The organism is Serratia sp. A07, from assembly GCF_058725505.1.
The window spans coordinates 188,200-204,570 of record NZ_JBZXDO010000008.1 but is presented as its reverse complement, the minus strand read 5'-3'; the positions used below and the strand labels follow the sequence as shown (position 1 = coordinate 204,570).

Genomic DNA, 16,371 nt, shown 5'->3' with positions numbered 1-16,371 from the left:
GGGCTCTATGAGTCCGAACTTAGAGCGCCCCTCTGGGGCGTAGTCAAAGCCGCCTTCTATGAAGGCGGATTTTTACTGTAAGCCTCAAGCTGCCTCTACTGGCGACTGTTTTTACTGGAGAGAGCTGATAATTGTATATGGTTCAAACGTATGCAACCTATTATGCGACCTATCGCACCAATCACTACCCACCCGGCTCAATCCTGAGTTAACATGTGTGCCACATCACAAAACCTGCTGGCCGACGTTGCCGGCAGGGTCATCCTCAGACAGGAGTTCCTAAATGTCCAAGCAACAAATCGGCGTTGTCGGCATGGCGGTAATGGGCCGCAACCTCGCGCTGAACATCGAGAGCCGTGGTTACACCGTTTCCATTTTCAACCGTTCTGGCGACAAAACTGACGAAGTGATCGCTGAGAACCCGGGCAAAAACCTGGCGCCGTATTACACCGTTGAAGAGTTTGTTGAATCGCTGGAAAAACCGCGCCGCATCCTGCTGATGGTGAAAGCGGGCGAAGCGACGGATAAAACCATTGCCTCGCTGACTCCGCACCTGGACAAGGGCGATATCCTGATCGACGGCGGCAACACCTACTATCAGGACACCATCCGTCGTAACCGCGAACTGTCCGACCAGGGCTTCAACTTCATCGGCACCGGCGTTTCCGGCGGTGAAGAGGGCGCGCTGAAAGGGCCTTCCATCATGCCTGGCGGCCAGAAAGAAGCTTACGAGCTGGTGGCGCCAATCCTGAAGAAAATCGCTGCGGTTGCGGAAGGCGAGCCTTGCGTGACTTACATCGGCGCAGACGGTGCCGGCCACTATGTGAAGATGGTGCACAACGGTATCGAATACGGCGACATGCAGCTGATTGCCGAAGCCTATTCTCTGCTGAAGCAGGCGCTGAACCTGAGCAACGAGCAGCTGGCCGAAACCTTCGCCGAGTGGAACAAGGGCGAGCTGAACAGCTACCTGATCGACATCACCAAAGATATCTTCACCAAGAAAGACGAAGAGGGTAAATACCTGGTCGATGTGATCCTGGACGAAGCCGCCAATAAAGGTACCGGCAAGTGGACCAGCCAGAGCTCGCTGGATCTGGGCGAACCGCTGTCTCTGATCACCGAATCGGTGTTCGCACGCTACCTGTCCTCGCTGAAAGATCAGCGCGTTGCTGCCTCTAAAGTGCTGACCGGCCCGAAAGTGGCGCCGTTCACCGGCGACAAAGCCGAATTCATCGAAAAAGTGCGTCGCGCGCTGTATCTGGGCAAGATCGTGTCCTACGCGCAGGGCTTCTCTCAGCTGAAAGCCGCGTCTAAAGAAAACAACTGGGATCTGCACTACGGCGAAATCGCCAAGATCTTCCGCGCCGGCTGCATCATCCGCGCCCAGTTCCTGCAGAAGATCACTGACGCTTATGCGGCGGACGCCGATATCGCCAACCTGTTGCTGGCGCCATACTTCAAGCAAATCGCCGACGAATACCAGCAGGCGCTGCGTGACGTGGTGGCTTATGCCGTGCAGAACGGTATCCCTACGCCAACCTTCTCCGCCGCGATCGCCTACTACGACAGCTACCGTTCCGCGGTGCTGCCGGCGAACCTGATCCAGGCGCAGCGCGACTACTTCGGCGCGCACACCTACAAACGCATCGACAAGGAAGGCGTGTTCCATACCGAATGGATGGAGTAATCCCTTCTCGTTTCTGAAAAGCCGCCGCCAGGCGGCTTTTTTTTTTGCCAAAACATCGAAAAATATGCATAACGCTTTCTCTACGCTGGTATGCACGATCCCTTACCCCTAATCTGGCACTATTCTTAATTTTTATTTTTTCATAATAAGAGCTGTATCGTATTATTTTAGTTGGTGAAGGTATTTGTTTTTGATTGGGCTTGCCGAAATACTTACCTTTGCTAATATAATTCCTAGTCATGTTTTATCGCTTTTTTAACCCATTTCAGCCGTGCTTTCGCTAATCGCTTTACTTTGATTTATTTGGTTTTTTTTGTCTTTTTGATTGTTTGTAAATATGGAGGCGCTCGGGGTGGCGTTTTAAACATAGGTCGCTAAATTTTTATGGGACTATTAAGTCCATAATAGGGTCTGATTTTCATTGTAAAGGATAAGGAAAATCTTAATTTTCGGCAATCAGCTAGCAATAGGTATTGGTGTGCTTAGCCTGATTACTATGCGCAATGCATCTGTTTCTGGGGTAATCCTGGTTTATGGTGAACTTAATCCCTGTCATTCTGGCCGGTGGGAACGGCAGCCGCCTATGGCCTTTATCAAGAGAAGCATTCCCCAAGCAATTTCTTACGCTTGACGGTAGCAAGCATAGCCTGCTGCAGCAAACGCTGTTGCGCTTAGATGGGTTACAAGGGGTTAAGATCGCGGCACCGATTGTCATTTGCAATGAAGAGCACCGTTTTTTGGTGGCGGAACAACTGCAAGAGATCGATTGTTTGAACTCGCGCATCATTCTGGAGCCAGCCGGGCGTAATACGGCACCCGCGGTCGCTTTGGCTGCTCAGCATGTTCTACAAAACGAACCGGATGGTATGTTGTTGGTGTTGGCTGCCGATCACCTGATTACCCAATTGGGCGCTTTTCATGATGCATTGAACAAGGCAATCGAGTTTTCACTGTGCGACCGTCTGGTGACTTTTGGTATCATACCTCAGCACCCCGAAACGGGCTACGGATACATCAAGCGTGGAACGCCGCTCTCCTCTTACTGTTTTAACGTCGAGCGTTTTGTCGAGAAACCGGGCTATCAGAAAGCGCAAGCATACTTAGAAAGTGGCGATTACTGCTGGAACAGCGGCATGTTTATGTTTACAGCTAAGAAGTATTTGTGTGAACTGAACCGATTTCGTCCGGATATTTTTCAAAAGTCACTTTTTGCGATGCAAACCAGTCGACTTGAACTCAACTTCATCCACATTGACGAAGAAACGTTTCTCCGTTGCCCCTGTGAGTCTATCGATTATGCGGTGATGGAGAATACTGCTGATGCAGTTGTGATGCCGGTTGATATAGGTTGGAGTGATGTTGGCTCTTGGGGAACTCTATGGGATTTGACCGAAAAAGATGCTCAAGGTAATGTCCATCGTGGCAATGTTATCGCGATTAACTCATTGAATAACTACGTTTCCTCAGGTAATAAACTGGTCGCCACGCTAGGAATAAACAACTTGGTTATAATACAAACTGACGATGCGCTATTGGTTGCTGCTCGTGAAGCAGTGCAAGACGTCAAACAGCTGGTAGGTGAGCTGAAGGCGCGAAAACTGCCGTTTTGATACGTGTGTAAAAATTTCGGGCATGAACCCATACCAAAGATTCCCACATAAGCGAGATAGTGATAAATGTAAGGAAGGCCGTACCAGTAATTGCGACCCCATCGCATTAAGCTCTAGGAAGGCAACAGAGCGTAAAGGTACAAATAACAGAAGAATGTGACATGACTGAGTTGACTTGTTTTAAGGCTTACGACATTCGTGGCCAATTGGGGGATGAGCTGAATGATGAAATCGCTTATCGAATTGGCAGGGCCTTTGGTGAATATTTGCATCCTAAAGCCGTAGTTTTGGGCAATGATGCTCGTTTGAGCAGTGAAAACCTTAAACAATCCTTGGCTAAAGGCTTGCGGGACGCTGGAGCCAACGTGATTGACATCGGAGTGAGTGGGGCTGAGGAACTCTATTTTGCTACCGCTTTTTTGGCCGCCGATGGTGGTATAGAAGTCACGGGCAGCCATAATCCTGAAGATTATAACGGTATGAAATTGGTGTGCAAAGATGCACGGCCGATCAGCAGTGATTCAGGGCTTCAGGAAATCAAGGCGTTAGCGGAAAAAGAAACGTTTACGCTCGCTGAGCATTCTCGCGGTAGCTATCGACAAACCGATACTCTGGACAGTTATGTCGACCATATTTTATCTTTTGTTGACTTTGCGCATTTCAAACCGCTGAAGCTGTTGGTGAACTCGGGGCATGGTACTGCCGGGCGGGTCATAGACGCTATTGAACACCGTTTTCAGCAGCATAAGGTACCGTTGGAATTCATCAAGATTCAACATGAGCCCGATGGCAATTTTCCGCGAGGGGTCCCTAATCCGCTTTTACCCGAGCGCCGTCAAGACACGATGGAGGCGATATTGCACCATGGCGCGGATATGGGGATCGCCTTCGATGGCGATGCTGATCGCTGTTTTCTGTTTGATAGTAAAGGCCATTTTATCGAGGGCTACTATATAGTCGGTTTGTTGGCTGAGGCGTTTCTAGCCAAGCGGACAGGAGAGAAGGTCGTTCACGATCCGCGATTGAGTTGGAATACCGTTGAGATCGTTGAGAAAGCTGGCGGTATTCCTGTGATGTCGAAAACCGGACACGCTTTCATCAAAGAACGAATGCGAGCTGAAGATGCGATCTATGGTGGTGAGATGAGTGCGCACCACTATTTCCGCGACTTCTATTACTGTGATAGCGGTATGATCCCCTGGTTAATGGTCGCCGAGATCATGTCTCTGAAAGATCGCTCGTTGGAACAGCTGGTTGCGGAACGTATCCGCGCCTATCCTTCTTCCGGTGAGATTAACATCGTCCTAGTTCCTGCGACACCCGCACTCGATATGATCGAGCGCCATTATCGAGATCAGGCCTTAGAGGTTGATAAGACGGATGGGATCAGCATGATCTTTACCGACTGGCGGTTCAATTTGCGAGCGTCAAACACGGAACCTTTGCTCCGTCTCAACGTTGAATCGCGGGGTAACCGCGACTTAATGGAGCGAAAAACGGAGGAAATTCTCGCGCTAGTAAACAGCCGAATATAAGGCTTCCCATTATCAGGGAAGCCTGTGTGCATTATTTCTGATGCCGCTCGCGCAGCCGGCCGATCACCGCGCTCAGATCCAGATCCTGGTCCTGCAGCAGCACCAGCAGGTGATAGATCAGGTCCGAAGCTTCGTTGGTCAGCTCTTCGCGATCGTTGACCGTGGCGGCCAGCGCGGTTTCCACGCCTTCCTCCCCGACTTTCTGCGCGATGCGCTTGGTGCCGCTGGCATACAGGCTGGCGGTGTACGAGCTGTCCGGGCTGGCGTGCTTGCGCTCCGCCAACAGCTGCTCCAACTGATAGAGGAACGTCCAGTCGCTGGCGGCCGGGTGGAAGCAGCTGCTGTTGCCGAGGTGGCAGGTCGGGCCGATCGGGTTGGCCAATACCAGCAGCGTGTCGTTATCGCAGTCCGGCGTAATGCTGACCACCTTGAGGAAATGGCCGGAGCTTTCACCCTTGGTCCACAGACGCTGCTTGGTGCGTGAGAAGAAGGTGACGTTACCGCTCTGCTCGGTGGTCGCCAGCGCTTCCTGCGTCATGTAACCCAGCATCAGCACTTCGCCGGAAACGGCGTGCTGCACGATGGCCGGCATCAGACCGTCGGTTTTTTCCCAGTCCAGCTGGTTTCTCTGTTGTTCTGTCAGCACACGCGAATCTCCACGCCTTGTTCAACCAGGAACCTTTTCAGTTCGCCGATATTGATGATTTGTTTGTGGAACACCGACGCCGCCAGCGCGCCGTCGACGTCCGCATCGCGGAACGCTTCCAGGAAGTGCTCCATGGTGCCCGCGCCGCCGGAGGCGATCAGCGGCACCTTGCAGGCCTCGCGCACCAGGCGCAGCTGCTGCAGATCGTAACCGTTGCGCACGCCGTCCTGGTTCATCATGTTCAGCACGATCTCACCGGCGCCGCGGCGCTGCACTTCCTGTACCCAGTCGAGGGTTTCCCACTGGGTGATGCGGGTGCGGCTCTCATCGCCGGTATATTGGTTGACGTGATACTTGCCGGTTTCACTGTCGAACCAGGTGTCGATGCCTACCACGATGCACTGCACGCCGAAGCGTTCCGCCAGGCGACTAATCAGCTCAGGATCGGCCAGCGCCGGCGAGTTGATTGAAATCTTGTCGGCGCCGAAAGACAGGATCTGGCTGGCGTCCTCGGCGCTTTTAATGCCGCCGGCGACGCAGAACGGGATATCAATCACCTCCGCCACGCGCGATACCCAGCTTTTGTCCACCACCCGGCCGTCGCTCGAGGCGGTGATATCGTAAAACACCAGCTCGTCCGCACCTTCTTGCGCATAGCGCTGCGCCAGTGGCACGATGTCGCCGATGATTTCGTGGTTGCGGAACTGCACGCCTTTCACCACTTGCCCGTCTTTAACATCCAGGCACGGGATTATCCGTTTTGCCAGCATGCGATCGCCTCCTCAACGCTAAATTTACCTTCCAGCAGGGCGCGCCCCACGATCACGCCGGCAACGCCGCTGCCGCGCAGCTGGGCGATGTCGTCCAGATTGCCGATGCCGCCCGAGGCCTGGAAGGCCACCTGCGGATAACGGCGGCCGATCTCCTGATACAGCGCCACGTTGGACCCGGCCAGCGTACCGTCGCGCGAAATGTCGGTGCACAGCACGTGCTTCAGCCCGTAGGGCAGGAACTGCTCCACCACCTGTTCCAGCGTGGCGTCGGAATCCTCCTGCCAGCCGCTGATGGCCACGCGTTTCACGCCCTGCGCGTCGATGCGCACGTCCAGCGCCAGCACCAGCGCGTCGGCGCCGTAGCGCTCGAACCAGCTCTGCACCAACTGCGGCTGTTTCACCGCGGTGGAGCCGATCACCACGCGCGTGGCGCCGGCCTCCAGCAGGGCGCTGACGTCCTGCTCGTTGCGGATGCCGCCGCCGACCTGCACCGGCACGTCAACCCCCGCCAGCAGCTTGCGCAGCAGCGGGATCTGGCGCGCCGCCGGATCCTTGGCGCCGGTCAAATCGACCAGGTGCAGCACCTGGGCGCCCTGTTGTTGATAGTCCTGCAGGCGCAGCAGCGGATCGTTGCCGTAGTCGCGCTGTTGGCCGTAATCGCCCTGATGCAAACGCACCACGTTGCCGTCGATCAAATCCAAAGCCGGAATAATCATGCTGCCTACATCTCCAGAAAGTTTTTCAACAGTTGCGCGCCGGCCGCTCCAGAACGTTCTGGATGAAACTGCACGCCGAAGAAGTTGTCTTTTTGCACGGCGGCGGTGAAGGGCTCGCCGTAGTTCGCCTGGGCGATGGTGCTGGGGCATATCGGCATCGCATAGCTGTGAACGAAATAGAAGTAGGCGCCGTCATCGATGCCGCGGAACAGATGGTGGCCCGCCTGCGCGGACACCTGGTTCCAGCCCATGTGCGGCAGCGGCAGGCCGAAGTCGGTCATCTGCTTGACCGGCGTATCGATGAGGCCGAGCGTGGTCACGCCGCCGTTCTCTTCGCTGCTGGCCGCCAGCAGCTGCATGCCGAGGCAGATGCCCAGCACCGGCTGCGTGCAGGCCCTGATCAGTTCGATCAGATCGCGCTCGCGCAGTTGATCCATCGCCGCCTGTGCGGTGCCGACGCCCGGCAGGAACAGCTTGTCGGCGCGCAGCACGATCTCCGGATCGCGGCTCACCTCCGGCTGATAGCCCAGGCGCCGCACCGCGTAGGTGACGGAGGCCAGGTTGGCGCAGCCGGTATCCAAAATCACCACGTTCATCACAGCACTCCTTTCGAGCTCGGCAGGGTATTGCCCTCGACGCGGATCGCCTGGCGCAGCGTGCGGCCAAACACTTTGAACAGGCTCTCGACCCGGTGGTGGTCGTTTTTGCCCTTGGTCTTCAGGTGCAGCGTGCAGCCCATGGTGTAAGAGAGCGAACGGAAGAAGTGCTCGACCATTTCGGTGCTGAGATCGCCGACGCGCTGATAGTTGAACTCGGCCTTGTACTCCAGGTGCGGGCGGCCGGAGATATCCAGCGCGCAGCGCGCCAGGCATTCGTCCATCGGCAACACGAAGCCGAAGCGGGCGATGCCGCGCTTGTCGCCGAGCGCCTTGTTCAGCGCTTCACCCAGCGCCAGGCCGGTGTCTTCCACCGTGTGGTGATCGTCGATATACAGATCGCCTTTGACGTCGATCTCCATGCGGAAGCCGCCGTGGGTGGCGATCTGATCCAGCATGTGATCGAAGAAGCCGACGCCGGTTTTGATCTTGCTGCCGCCTTCGCGATCCAGCCACACGTTGACGTCGATCTGCGTCTCTTTGGTCACGCGATTAACCCGCGCATGGCGATCGCGCAGCGTCAGCTGGCGCACGATCTCTTTCCAGCCCAGCACGCCGCGCTGGTAGCGCAGCCCCTGGATGCCCATGTTTTCCGCCAGCTGCACGTCGGTCGGCCGATCGCCGATCACGTAGCTGTGGGCGGCATTCAGCACGCCGGGTTCGAGGTAACCCTTCACCAGCGCGGTTTTCGGCTTGCGGCAGTCGCAGTTGTCCGCCGGCAGGTGCGGGCAGATCAGCACATCGGAGAACTGAATGCCCTGCGAGCTGAGGATCTGCATCATCAGGTTGTGCGGCGGGTCGAAGGTTTCCTGCGGGAAACTGGCGGTGCCGAGCCCATCCTGATTGGTGATCATCACCAGCTGATACCCCGCCTGTTGCAGCGCCAGCAGGGAAGGGATCACGTCCGGCTCGAGCGCCAGCTTGTCCAGGCGGTCAACCTGGAAATCTTCCGGTGGCTCGGCGATCAGCGTGCCGTCACGATCGATAAAGAGGATTTTTTGGCTCACATTGGCTCCTGGCGAGTCTGGTTGGCACCGGGCAGGGCGGACAAGGCGTCCACCACGCGTTGACATTCGTCGCGGGTGCCTATGGTGATGCGCAGGCAGCCGGACAACCCGGGCTGTTTGTTTTGGTCTCGTAAGATAATGCCCTGATCCCACAAGCTTTTAAACACAGTACTTGAGGCGGTGAAGCGGGCCAGCAGGTAATTGCTGTCGCTGGCGAAAACCTGCTCGACGCAGGCGCATTTTTCCAACTGTTGCTGCAGCCAGCTGCGGGTGGCGGCAATGTCGGTGACGCGCTGGCGCATGGTGCGGATACCTTCTTCGCTCAGCGCCTGCGCGGCGATATCCGCCACCGGCGTCGAAAGCGGGTAAGGCGCGATCACTTTCAGCAGCAGGGCGATCAGATCTTCGTTCGCGAGCGTAAAGCCGCAGCGCAGGCCGGCCAGCGCAAAGGCCTTCGACAGCGTGCGCAGGATAGCCAGGTGCGGATAGTCGCTCAGCCACCCGGCCACCGAGGCCTGCGGGCAAAACTCGATATAGGCTTCGTCCACCGCGACGATCGCCTTGCCTTTGGCCAGCTCCAGCAGGTTGCGCAGAGAGTCCGGATCGATCAGGTTGCCGGTCGGGTTGTTCGGGCTGCAGACGTAGATCAGCTTCACGTTGTCCATGCTGTCTGCGATGGCCGGCAGATCCAGCTGCCAGTCTTCTTTGGCGGCTACGGTGCGGCGCTCCACGCCGAAGGTTTCGGCGCTGACGGCGTACATGCCGTAGGTCGGCGGGCAGAACAAGATGGCGTCTTTACCCGGCTCGCAGAAGGCGCGGATCAGCAGCTCGATGCCTTCATCGGCGCCGCGGCTGACCAGCACCTGCTCTTTCTTCACCCTGGCGTAGGCGGCGTAGCGTTCGATCACCAACGCCGGCTGGCACTCCGGATAGCGGTTGAAGGTTTGCGCGGTCAGCTGGAACTCGGGCGCGATCGGGTATTCGTTGGCATTGAGCCACACGTCGCCCTTACCGCCGAGGCGACGCGCCGATTGATAAGGGGTCAGCTCGCGAACGTTGGCGCGCGCCAGTTTTTCGATGCTCATGCTTGCTCCTTCAGGGCGGCGACGCGCAGGGTCACGGCGTTCTTGTGGGCGATCAGCTGCTCGGCGGCAGCCAGCGTCTCGATGGTGGCGGCCAGGTTGCTGAAGCCCTGCGGCGTCAGCTCCTGCACCGTCATGCGTTTTTGAAAATCGGCCAGCCCCAGGCTGGAGCAGGTGGCGGTGTAGCCGTAGGTCGGCAGCACGTGGTTGGTGCCGGAGGCGTAATCGCCGGCGGACTCCGGCGACCAGTCGCCGAGGAACACCGAGCCGGCGCTGGTGATGCCGTCTACCAGCTCGCGCGCATTGCGGGTCTGAATGATCAGGTGCTCCGGGCCGTAGCGGTTGCTGATGGCCACGCACTCAGGCAGATCGCGCGCTACGATCAGGCGGCTGCTCGCCAGCGCCTGGCGGGCGGTGTCGGCGCGCGGCAGCTCGGCCAGCTGGCTTTCCACCGCTTCGGCCACTGCCTGCGCCATTGCCGCGTCCGGCGTCAGCAGGATCACCTGCGAATCCGGGCCGTGTTCGGCCTGCGACAGCAGATCGGAAGCGACGAACGCCGGGGTGGCGCCGGCGTCGGCGATCACCAGCACCTCCGAAGGCCCGGCCGGCATGTCGATGGCCGCGCCGTCGAGACGCTGGCTGACCTGTCGCTTGGCTTCGGTCACGAAGGCGTTGCCCGGCCCGAAGATTTTCGCCACGCGCGGTACGCTTTCGGTGCCGAACGCCAGGGCGGCGATCGCCTGTGCGCCCCCGACCTGAAACACTTCCTGCACGCCGCACAGCTGTGCCGCATACAGGATCTCATCGGCGATCGGCGGCGGCGAGCACAGCACCACCCGGCGGCAACCGGCGATGCGCGCCGGCGTCGCCAGCATCAGCACGGTGGAGAACAGCGGCGCCGATCCACCGGGAATATACAGGCCCACCGAGTCGATTGGGCGGGTCACCTGCTGGCAGCGCACGCCCGGCTGCGTTTCGACGTCCACCGGCGGCAGTCGCTGCGCGTTGTGGAAGGTGTCCACGTTGGCGACGGCCACCGCCATCGCCTGTTTGATGTCATCGCCCAGTCGGGCGCAGGCGGCGGCGATCTGCTCGGCGCTGACGCGCAGCGCGGCGACGTCCGCCTTGTCGAAACGGGCGCTGTAGTCGCGCAGCGCCCGATCGCCGTTGGCCTTCACGTTGTCGAGGATCTCGCTCACCGTGCGGGTGATGCTGTCGGAAGCGGCGATTGCCGGGCGCATCAGCAGCTCGGCCTGGCGTTCGGCGCTGCACGTTGCCCAATCGATCGGCGTGTTGAAGGTCGACATGGCGTTACTCCATCATCTTTTCAATCGGCAGCACCAGAATCGAGCTGGCGCCGAGCGCTTTCAGTTTTTCCATGGTTTCCCAGAACAGGGTTTCGCTGCTCACCATGTGCATCGCCACGCGGTTCTGCGCGCCGGCCAGCGGCAGAATGGTCGGGCGCTCGGCGCCCGGCAGCAGCGCGACGATCTCGTCCAGCTTCTCGCTCGGCGCGTGCAGCATGATGTATTTGGATTCGCGCGCCTGGATCACGCCCTGAATGCGGGTCATCAGGCGGTCGATCAGCTGCTGCTTGGCTTCCGGCATTTCGCCGTCGCGCTGAATCAGGCAGGCCTTGGAGCGGTAGATCACTTCCACTTCGCGCAGGCCGTTGGCCTCCAGCGTGGCGCCGGTAGAGACCAGATCGCAGATGGCGTCGGCCAGGCCGGCGCGCGGCGCCACTTCCACCGAGCCGTTCAGCAGGCAAGATTTAAAGCGCACGCCCTGCTTGTCGAGGTATTGCTTCAGCAGGTGCGGGTAAGAGGTGGCGATGCGGGCGTCCTGCAGGTTTTGCGGACCGGTATATTCGGCGTCGAGCGGGGTGGCCAGCGACAGGCGGCAGCCGCCGAAATCGAGGCGGCGCAGGGTGAAGTAGCGCGGGTCTTCGCCCTGAGCGCGGCGGCTGAGCAGCTCTTCTTCCAGCACGTTTTCGCCGATGATGCCCAGATCGACCACGCCGTCCATCACCAGGCCCGGAATGTCGTCGTCGCGCACGCGCAGGATATCGATCGGCATGTTTTCCGCGAAGGCGATCAGGCGCTGTTGCTGCAGGTTGATCTTGATGCCGCAGCGCGCCAGCAGCTCCTGGGATTCATCGCTCAGGCGGCCCGACTTCTGCATTGCGATCCGTAAACGTGTCTTGTCCAGCATGGTAACCTCTGTTTAATCTGTAATTTTATGAATTTATTGTAAAAACTATTCTTTTCTGTCTGTCCGGAGCCAAAAAAAAACCCTCGGAAGAAATCTTCCGAGGGCTCTCTCTTGCGTTCTGCGCGCCACTGGAAGATTAACAAACCGTCTTCCAGCACTCATCGCCTGAAAGACTAGTCAGGGTGATGGTGATGATGGTGGTTGAACTGAACGCGTGTCATGGTGTTTTTCTCTAATCAAAAGCCGGTAAAAACCGTATGCCAATTAAGCTAAACTATCCGCTGTCCACCGCGCAACCATTTTTTAACGTCATAAATTTAATTTATTGAAACAGGTTAGGTTATTAGCCACAGACGGCTTTACCTAACCTTAAGCCGGGCAGATTGTATCGCCGTGCACAGTGGCGTAGCCTTAGGGGTAGGGCGCTGCGATCTTCAGGAGAGGAAGAGGATGAAAAAGGTAGCCATTATTGGTTTGGGTTGGCTGGGCATGCCGTTGGCGCTGTCGCTGATGGGGCGCGGGTATGATGTGGTTGGCAGCAAAACCACGCCGGACGGCGTCGAGGCCGCGCGCATGAGCGGCATCGAATGCTATCAACTGGAGCTGACGCCTGAGCTGGTGTGCGATCCGGACGATCTGGAATCGCTGCTGCGCGTGGATGCGCTGGTGGTGACGCTGCCCGCTCGCCGCACCGTCGAAGGCAGCGAGAACTATTTCAATGCGGTGCGTATGCTGGTGGACAGCGCGATGGCCTTCGGCGTGCCGCGGGTGATCTTTACCAGTTCCACCTCGGTGTACGGCGAAACCGCCGGCACGCTGCGCGAAGAGTCGCCGCTGCGGCCGGTCTCGCCGTCGGGCCGGGTGCTGGCCGAGCTGGAGCGCTGGCTGCATGAATTGCCGAACACCTCGGTGGACATTCTGCGGCTGGCGGGGCTGGTGGGCGCCGATCGTCACCCCGGTCGCTTCCTGGCGGGCAAGCTCGATGTGAAGGGCGGTTCGCAGGGGGTGAATCTGGTGCACCAGGACGACGTCATCGCCGCCATCCAGCTGTTGCTGAAGCTGCCGAAGGGCGGTCACGTGTACAACCTGTGCGCGCCGCGTCATCCGGCCAAACGCGAATTTTATCCGGCGCTGGCCGAGCAGCTGCACCTGGAGCCGCCGCAGTTCGCCGACGAAGCGGAGCAGGATGAGCGGCTGGTGGACGGCAACCGCATCTGCAACGAGCTGGGTTTTGAGTACCAGTATCCCGATCCGGCGCGCATGCCGGTCAGTTAAGGCAGCATACGTCGTTTAAAGCGGGAAAAGGTGGCTCGTCACAAAGTCGACGAACAGCCTGATTTTGACTGACAGGTGGCGGCCCGACGGCCAGAGGACATGAAAAACCATGTTCTCGCGATCGTATCCATCCAGAACCGTCACCAGGCTGCCCTGTTCCAGCTGTCTGCGCACGGCGATCTCCGGCAAATAAGCGATGCCGAGCCCTTGTTCCGCGAAGCACACCTGCGGATCGAGGGTATTTGTCACCATGCTGGCCGGCCGTTCGGGGATCATCTCCGTCTTGTCCCCCAGCGGCCAGACATCCAGTTTGCCGGTGCTGGGAAAGCGATAATGCAAACGGGCATGGCTTGTCAGATCCTCGGGCTTGCGCGGTATACCCGCTTGGCTGAAATAGCTTGGCGCGCCAACGAAAACCTTGCGGCAGGTCCCCAACCGACGGGCAACCAGCCGTGAATCGCTCGGGGTGCCGCTGCGGATAACGGCATCGAAACCTTCCTCAATCACGTCAACCAACCGATCCGAATAATCAATATCCAGCTCGATCTCAGGATAGCGGCGCTTGAAGTCCCCCAGTTTTGGCATGAAAAGCGTGCCCAGCGACGGGAGACTGATGCGCAGCTTACCCTGGGGCGTTCCTCGCGTTTGCAACAGTTCGGCTTCCGCGTCTTTCACCTCGCTCAAAATGCGCCGGCACCTTTCCAGGAACAAGGCGCCTTCCGGCGTCAGGTTGACCGTGCGGGTGGAGCGGTGAAACAACCGCACGCTGAGCCGTTCCTCCAGCCGGGCGATGGTTTTGCTGACCGCCGACGCGGAGATCCCCAGCTGTTGCCCGGCCGCCGTGAAACTGCGGCTTTCACTGACCCGCACGAAAACGTCGAGAGAACCCAAGCTTTCCATAGGCTTCCATTCTATTGATGACCTTTACGTCATGAGTGTTATTCACTTTAGCCTGTTTTTCTTTTATCGGCGAGTGGGCAGCATGATGCAAACGTCATCCGCAATGGGCGGAAACATCTTTGAATGGGGAGTGATTGATGAATCAAACGACGATATCTGCGCCTGCCGCGAGAAGCGATCGGTTGCCGCTGGGGGGCCTGCTGGCGTTGGCGATGGCCGCTTTCATCACGCTGCTGACCGAGATCATGCCGGCGGGCGTGCTTTCTTCGATCGCGGGCGATTTGAGCGTGTCTGAAAGCCTGGCGGGGCAATTCATCACCGCCTATGCGGTGGGGGCGTTGGTCGCCGCCATTCCGCTCACCGCATTGACGCAGGGCATGCGGCGCCGCCCCTTGCTCTTGAGCGCGATCGGCGGCTTTGCCATCGTCAACCTCGTCACGGCGCTGTCGCATGATTACCACGTCTCATTGGCGACGCGTTTCTTCGCCGGCGTTTTCGGCGGCATCGTTTGGTCCTTGCTGGCCGGTTACGCCGTGCGCATGTCACCGGCCCATCTTGGCGGCCGCGCTATTGCGATCTCCGGCGCCGGCGCCACCCTGGCGCTGGTGCTCGGCGTACCGCTCGGCACGTTGCTTGGCCGAGCCATCGGCTGGCAAGGCGCCTTTGGCCTGATGACGTTGATGGCGGTGATGCTCGTGGTGTGGATCATCGCCATCGTGCCGGATTTCCCCGGCCAGGCTAAGGCGCATCGCCCGTCTCTGAGCGGCGTATTCTTGCAATGCGGGATCCGCGCCGTGCTGTTCGTGGTGTTCACCTTCATCGTTGCCCACAACATTCTGTATATCTACCTGGAGCCTTTCCTCAAGCCGTCGGGGTTATCCGAGCGGGTCGACATCGTGCTGTTTATCTTCGGGCTGGGCGCGATTGCCGGATTGGGCGTCGCCGGGATGCTGGTCGATCGACGAGTCCAATCTCTTACGGTAATGAGCATCGTCACCTTTGCCCTCGCCGCCGTGCTGCTGGGGAGTGGGGGACGGATAGCCCCGATGGTTTATCTCGCGGTCGCATTGTGGGGCGTGGCTTTCGGCGGTTTCGCCACCCTCACGCAGACGGCATTGTCACGCCTTTCCGGCCGCGCGGCCGATATGGCGCAGTCCATGTATACGACGGGCTGGAATACCGCCGTGGCCGCCGGTGGCGCGATCGGCGGCATGCTGCTCGACAAGGGCGGAGCGGCCTCTTTTGCCTGGGCCATCATCGGGCTCCTCATCCTGTCTTTAACCGGCACGCTGTTTGCCATGAATCGGGCGCTGGCCTCTCAGCGATGAGGTGATTGGCGTGCGGCGCGCGCCAAATCCTCCAGCAGCGCGTTCAACGCCTCGTCGGGCTGGACAGGGCGGCTGACCAGGCTGAGCGTGGCGCGGTAAGAGAGCGCCGCGCCGCCCAGCTGCCGCAGCAGCCCCTGTTCCACCCAGCGCGCCGCGTAGTGGGTGGGCAGGTAGCCGAGACAGGAACCGCTCAGTACCAGATGGGCGACGCTTTCCATATGGTGGGCCACCGCAGCCAGGTGAGGCGGCGCGATCGGGCACAGCTGCTGCGCCAGCAGGTAGCCGCGCTTGACCCAACGCGCGTTTTCAATCTGCTCGCGCTCCGGTTCTTCCACCGCGAACAGCGGGTGATCCGCGCTGCAGTAGATCGCCTGCGTCTCCTCCAGCCATGACTGATAACGCAACGCCTCCAACTGTTGGCCGAAGTAGCCGATGCCCAGATCGAGCTGCCGGTGCAGCAGCCCCTGCTCAATCTCGTTCGGTGAACAGATGCGGCACTGCAATTGCACGTCCTGATGTCGGCGCTGGAAGTGTTTGATGGCCTGGCTGAACGGGTTGCCCGGCAGCGAAACCAGATTATCCACCAGACCGATCTGCAGATCGCCGGTCAGCAGGCCGTTCAGCGACTGGCTGACCCGGGTGAAGTCGCGGGCGGCGTTGAACAGCGAACGGCAGGCGATCAGCATGCGTTCGCCCTTGGGCGTCAGCCGGAAGCCGGAGCGGCCGCGTTGGCACAGGCGAAAACCCAACCGGGTTTCCAGCGAGGCCAGGTGGGTGCTGATGGTGGATTGGTTCATCAGCAGCGTTTCCTGCGCGGCGCTGACGCCCTGGGCTTCTGCCACCGCGACGAACACCCGCAGCAGTTTCAGATCGATATCGCTTAGGTTGGTGAGCATTCCCCCTCCGCAGAACGTCGGCCGGTTAACCCATTTTTAACATCGA

16 protein-coding genes and 1 other annotated feature are annotated in these 16,371 nt (G+C 59.0%); of the genes, 5 read left to right on the top strand and 11 right to left on the bottom strand.

Annotated elements, in window-relative coordinates; genetic code table 11:
• Window positions 1-283: 283 nt before the first annotated feature.
• The 3 genes from gnd to AC4PR2_RS11550 all read left to right on the top strand — a co-directional run bounded on the left by gnd (window position 284) and on the right by AC4PR2_RS11550 (window position 4,835).
• The gene (gnd, locus tag AC4PR2_RS11560; protein WP_060440334.1) at window positions 284-1,690 is read left to right on the top strand and encodes an NADP-dependent phosphogluconate dehydrogenase; all 1,407 of its coding nucleotides are present in this window, start codon (window positions 284-286) and stop codon (window positions 1,688-1,690) included.
• 533 nt (window positions 1,691-2,223) lie between these two features.
• Window positions 2,224-3,300, top strand: coding sequence for a mannose-1-phosphate guanylyltransferase/mannose-6-phosphate isomerase (locus tag AC4PR2_RS11555; RefSeq protein ID WP_050572063.1), 1,077 nt, complete (start codon window positions 2,224-2,226; stop codon window positions 3,298-3,300).
• A 161-nt stretch (window positions 3,301-3,461) separates the two neighbouring features.
• Window positions 3,462-4,835 carry a phosphohexomutase domain-containing protein gene (locus AC4PR2_RS11550; protein ID WP_492175143.1) on the top strand — a complete coding sequence of 458 codons (1,374 nt, stop codon included), beginning with the start codon at window positions 3,462-3,464 and terminating at the stop codon, window positions 4,833-4,835.
• 31 nt (window positions 4,836-4,866) lie between these two features.
• Here AC4PR2_RS11550 and hisIE read toward each other — a convergent pair whose 3' ends face one another.
• From hisIE to hisL, 9 genes are all read right to left on the bottom strand, one after another.
• Window positions 4,867-5,481, bottom strand: coding sequence for a bifunctional phosphoribosyl-AMP cyclohydrolase/phosphoribosyl-ATP diphosphatase HisIE (hisIE, locus tag AC4PR2_RS11545; protein WP_330113402.1), 615 nt, complete (start codon window positions 5,479-5,481; stop codon window positions 4,867-4,869).
• Window positions 5,475-6,251, bottom strand: a complete 777-nt coding sequence (hisF, locus tag AC4PR2_RS11540; RefSeq protein WP_041034248.1) for an imidazole glycerol phosphate synthase subunit HisF — start codon at window positions 6,249-6,251, stop codon at window positions 5,475-5,477. Before hisF ends, hisIE begins: the two co-directional genes overlap by 7 nt.
• Window positions 6,233-6,970 (bottom strand): 1-(5-phosphoribosyl)-5-[(5-phosphoribosylamino)methylideneamino]imidazole-4-carboxamide isomerase, encoded by a 738-nt coding sequence (gene hisA / locus AC4PR2_RS11535; RefSeq protein ID WP_060421534.1) that lies wholly within the window; start codon window positions 6,968-6,970, stop codon window positions 6,233-6,235. The genes hisF and hisA overlap by 19 nt, the downstream gene beginning before the upstream one ends.
• Window positions 6,971-6,975: 5 nt before the next feature.
• Window positions 6,976-7,566: an imidazole glycerol phosphate synthase subunit HisH gene (gene hisH / locus AC4PR2_RS11530; protein WP_004938803.1), complete on the bottom strand. Its 591-nt coding sequence runs from the start codon at window positions 7,564-7,566 to the stop codon at window positions 6,976-6,978.
• Complete coding sequence (gene hisB, locus AC4PR2_RS11525; protein WP_084826525.1) at window positions 7,566-8,633, bottom strand: bifunctional histidinol-phosphatase/imidazoleglycerol-phosphate dehydratase HisB; 1,068 nt, start codon at window positions 8,631-8,633, stop codon at window positions 7,566-7,568. The genes hisH and hisB overlap by 1 nt, the downstream gene beginning before the upstream one ends.
• Entirely contained in the window at window positions 8,630-9,718 is a 1,089-nt protein-coding gene (hisC, locus tag AC4PR2_RS11520) for a histidinol-phosphate transaminase (protein WP_492175142.1), read from the bottom strand. The genes hisB and hisC overlap by 4 nt, the downstream gene beginning before the upstream one ends.
• Window positions 9,715-11,022 (bottom strand): histidinol dehydrogenase, encoded by a 1,308-nt coding sequence (hisD, locus tag AC4PR2_RS11515; protein WP_141969893.1) that lies wholly within the window; start codon window positions 11,020-11,022, stop codon window positions 9,715-9,717. The genes hisC and hisD overlap by 4 nt, the downstream gene beginning before the upstream one ends.
• A gap of 4 nt (window positions 11,023-11,026) precedes the next feature.
• Complete coding sequence (gene hisG, locus AC4PR2_RS11510) at window positions 11,027-11,926, bottom strand: ATP phosphoribosyltransferase (protein WP_049202244.1); 900 nt, start codon at window positions 11,924-11,926, stop codon at window positions 11,027-11,029.
• A gap of 71 nt (window positions 11,927-11,997) precedes the next feature.
• Window positions 11,998-12,124, bottom strand: a sequence feature (His leader region).
• Window positions 12,100-12,147 (bottom strand): his operon leader peptide, encoded by a 48-nt coding sequence (gene hisL, locus AC4PR2_RS11505; RefSeq protein WP_100396937.1) that lies wholly within the window; start codon window positions 12,145-12,147, stop codon window positions 12,100-12,102. It overlaps the preceding feature by 25 nt.
• 229 nt (window positions 12,148-12,376) lie before the next feature.
• On the opposite strand from hisL, the gene AC4PR2_RS11500 reads away from it, so the two are divergent.
• The gene (locus tag AC4PR2_RS11500) at window positions 12,377-13,201 is read left to right on the top strand and encodes an SDR family oxidoreductase (protein WP_015377257.1); all 825 of its coding nucleotides are present in this window, start codon (window positions 12,377-12,379) and stop codon (window positions 13,199-13,201) included.
• A 15-nt stretch (window positions 13,202-13,216) separates the two neighbouring features.
• Here AC4PR2_RS11500 and AC4PR2_RS11495 read toward each other — a convergent pair whose 3' ends face one another.
• The gene (locus AC4PR2_RS11495; protein ID WP_330113403.1) at window positions 13,217-14,101 is read right to left on the bottom strand and encodes a LysR family transcriptional regulator; all 885 of its coding nucleotides are present in this window, start codon (window positions 14,099-14,101) and stop codon (window positions 13,217-13,219) included.
• A 137-nt stretch (window positions 14,102-14,238) separates the two neighbouring features.
• Between AC4PR2_RS11495 and AC4PR2_RS11490 the strand changes: the two genes are divergently transcribed.
• Window positions 14,239-15,429 (top strand): MFS transporter, encoded by a 1,191-nt coding sequence (locus AC4PR2_RS11490; RefSeq protein WP_197801839.1) that lies wholly within the window; start codon window positions 14,239-14,241, stop codon window positions 15,427-15,429.
• Here the strand turns inward: AC4PR2_RS11490 and AC4PR2_RS11485 are convergent.
• Window positions 15,420-16,325, bottom strand: a complete 906-nt coding sequence (locus tag AC4PR2_RS11485) for a LysR family transcriptional regulator (protein WP_060421547.1) — start codon at window positions 16,323-16,325, stop codon at window positions 15,420-15,422. The two genes, AC4PR2_RS11490 and AC4PR2_RS11485, sit on opposite strands and share 10 nt — an antisense overlap.
• Between the last annotated feature and the right edge of the window lie 46 nt (window positions 16,326-16,371).

Excerpts from the sequence above, each read along its gene's own strand:
- gnd (WP_060440334.1), top strand. The coding sequence starts at position 284 with ATGTCCAAGCAACAAATCGGCGTTGTCGGCATGGCGGTAATGGGCCGC.
- AC4PR2_RS11555 (WP_050572063.1), top strand. The coding sequence starts at position 2,224 with ATGGTGAACTTAATCCCTGTCATTCTGGCCGGTGGGAACGGCAGCCGC.
- AC4PR2_RS11550 (WP_492175143.1), top strand. The coding sequence starts at position 3,462 with ATGACTGAGTTGACTTGTTTTAAGGCTTACGACATTCGTGGCCAATTG.
- hisF (WP_041034248.1), bottom strand. The coding sequence starts at position 6,251 with ATGCTGGCAAAACGGATAATCCCGTGCCTGGATGTTAAAGACGGGCAA.
- hisA (WP_060421534.1), bottom strand. The coding sequence starts at position 6,970 with ATGATTATTCCGGCTTTGGATTTGATCGACGGCAACGTGGTGCGTTTG.
- hisH (WP_004938803.1), bottom strand. The coding sequence starts at position 7,566 with ATGAACGTGGTGATTTTGGATACCGGCTGCGCCAACCTGGCCTCCGTC.
- hisC (WP_492175142.1), bottom strand. The coding sequence starts at position 9,718 with ATGAGCATCGAAAAACTGGCGCGCGCCAACGTTCGCGAGCTGACCCCT.
- hisD (WP_141969893.1), bottom strand. The coding sequence starts at position 11,022 with ATGTCGACCTTCAACACGCCGATCGATTGGGCAACGTGCAGCGCCGAA.
- hisG (WP_049202244.1), bottom strand. The coding sequence starts at position 11,926 with ATGCTGGACAAGACACGTTTACGGATCGCAATGCAGAAGTCGGGCCGC.
- AC4PR2_RS11500 (WP_015377257.1), top strand. The coding sequence starts at position 12,377 with ATGAAAAAGGTAGCCATTATTGGTTTGGGTTGGCTGGGCATGCCGTTG.
- AC4PR2_RS11495 (WP_330113403.1), bottom strand. The coding sequence starts at position 14,101 with ATGGAAAGCTTGGGTTCTCTCGACGTTTTCGTGCGGGTCAGTGAAAGC.
- AC4PR2_RS11490 (WP_197801839.1), top strand. The coding sequence starts at position 14,239 with ATGAATCAAACGACGATATCTGCGCCTGCCGCGAGAAGCGATCGGTTG.
- AC4PR2_RS11485 (WP_060421547.1), bottom strand. The coding sequence starts at position 16,325 with ATGCTCACCAACCTAAGCGATATCGATCTGAAACTGCTGCGGGTGTTC.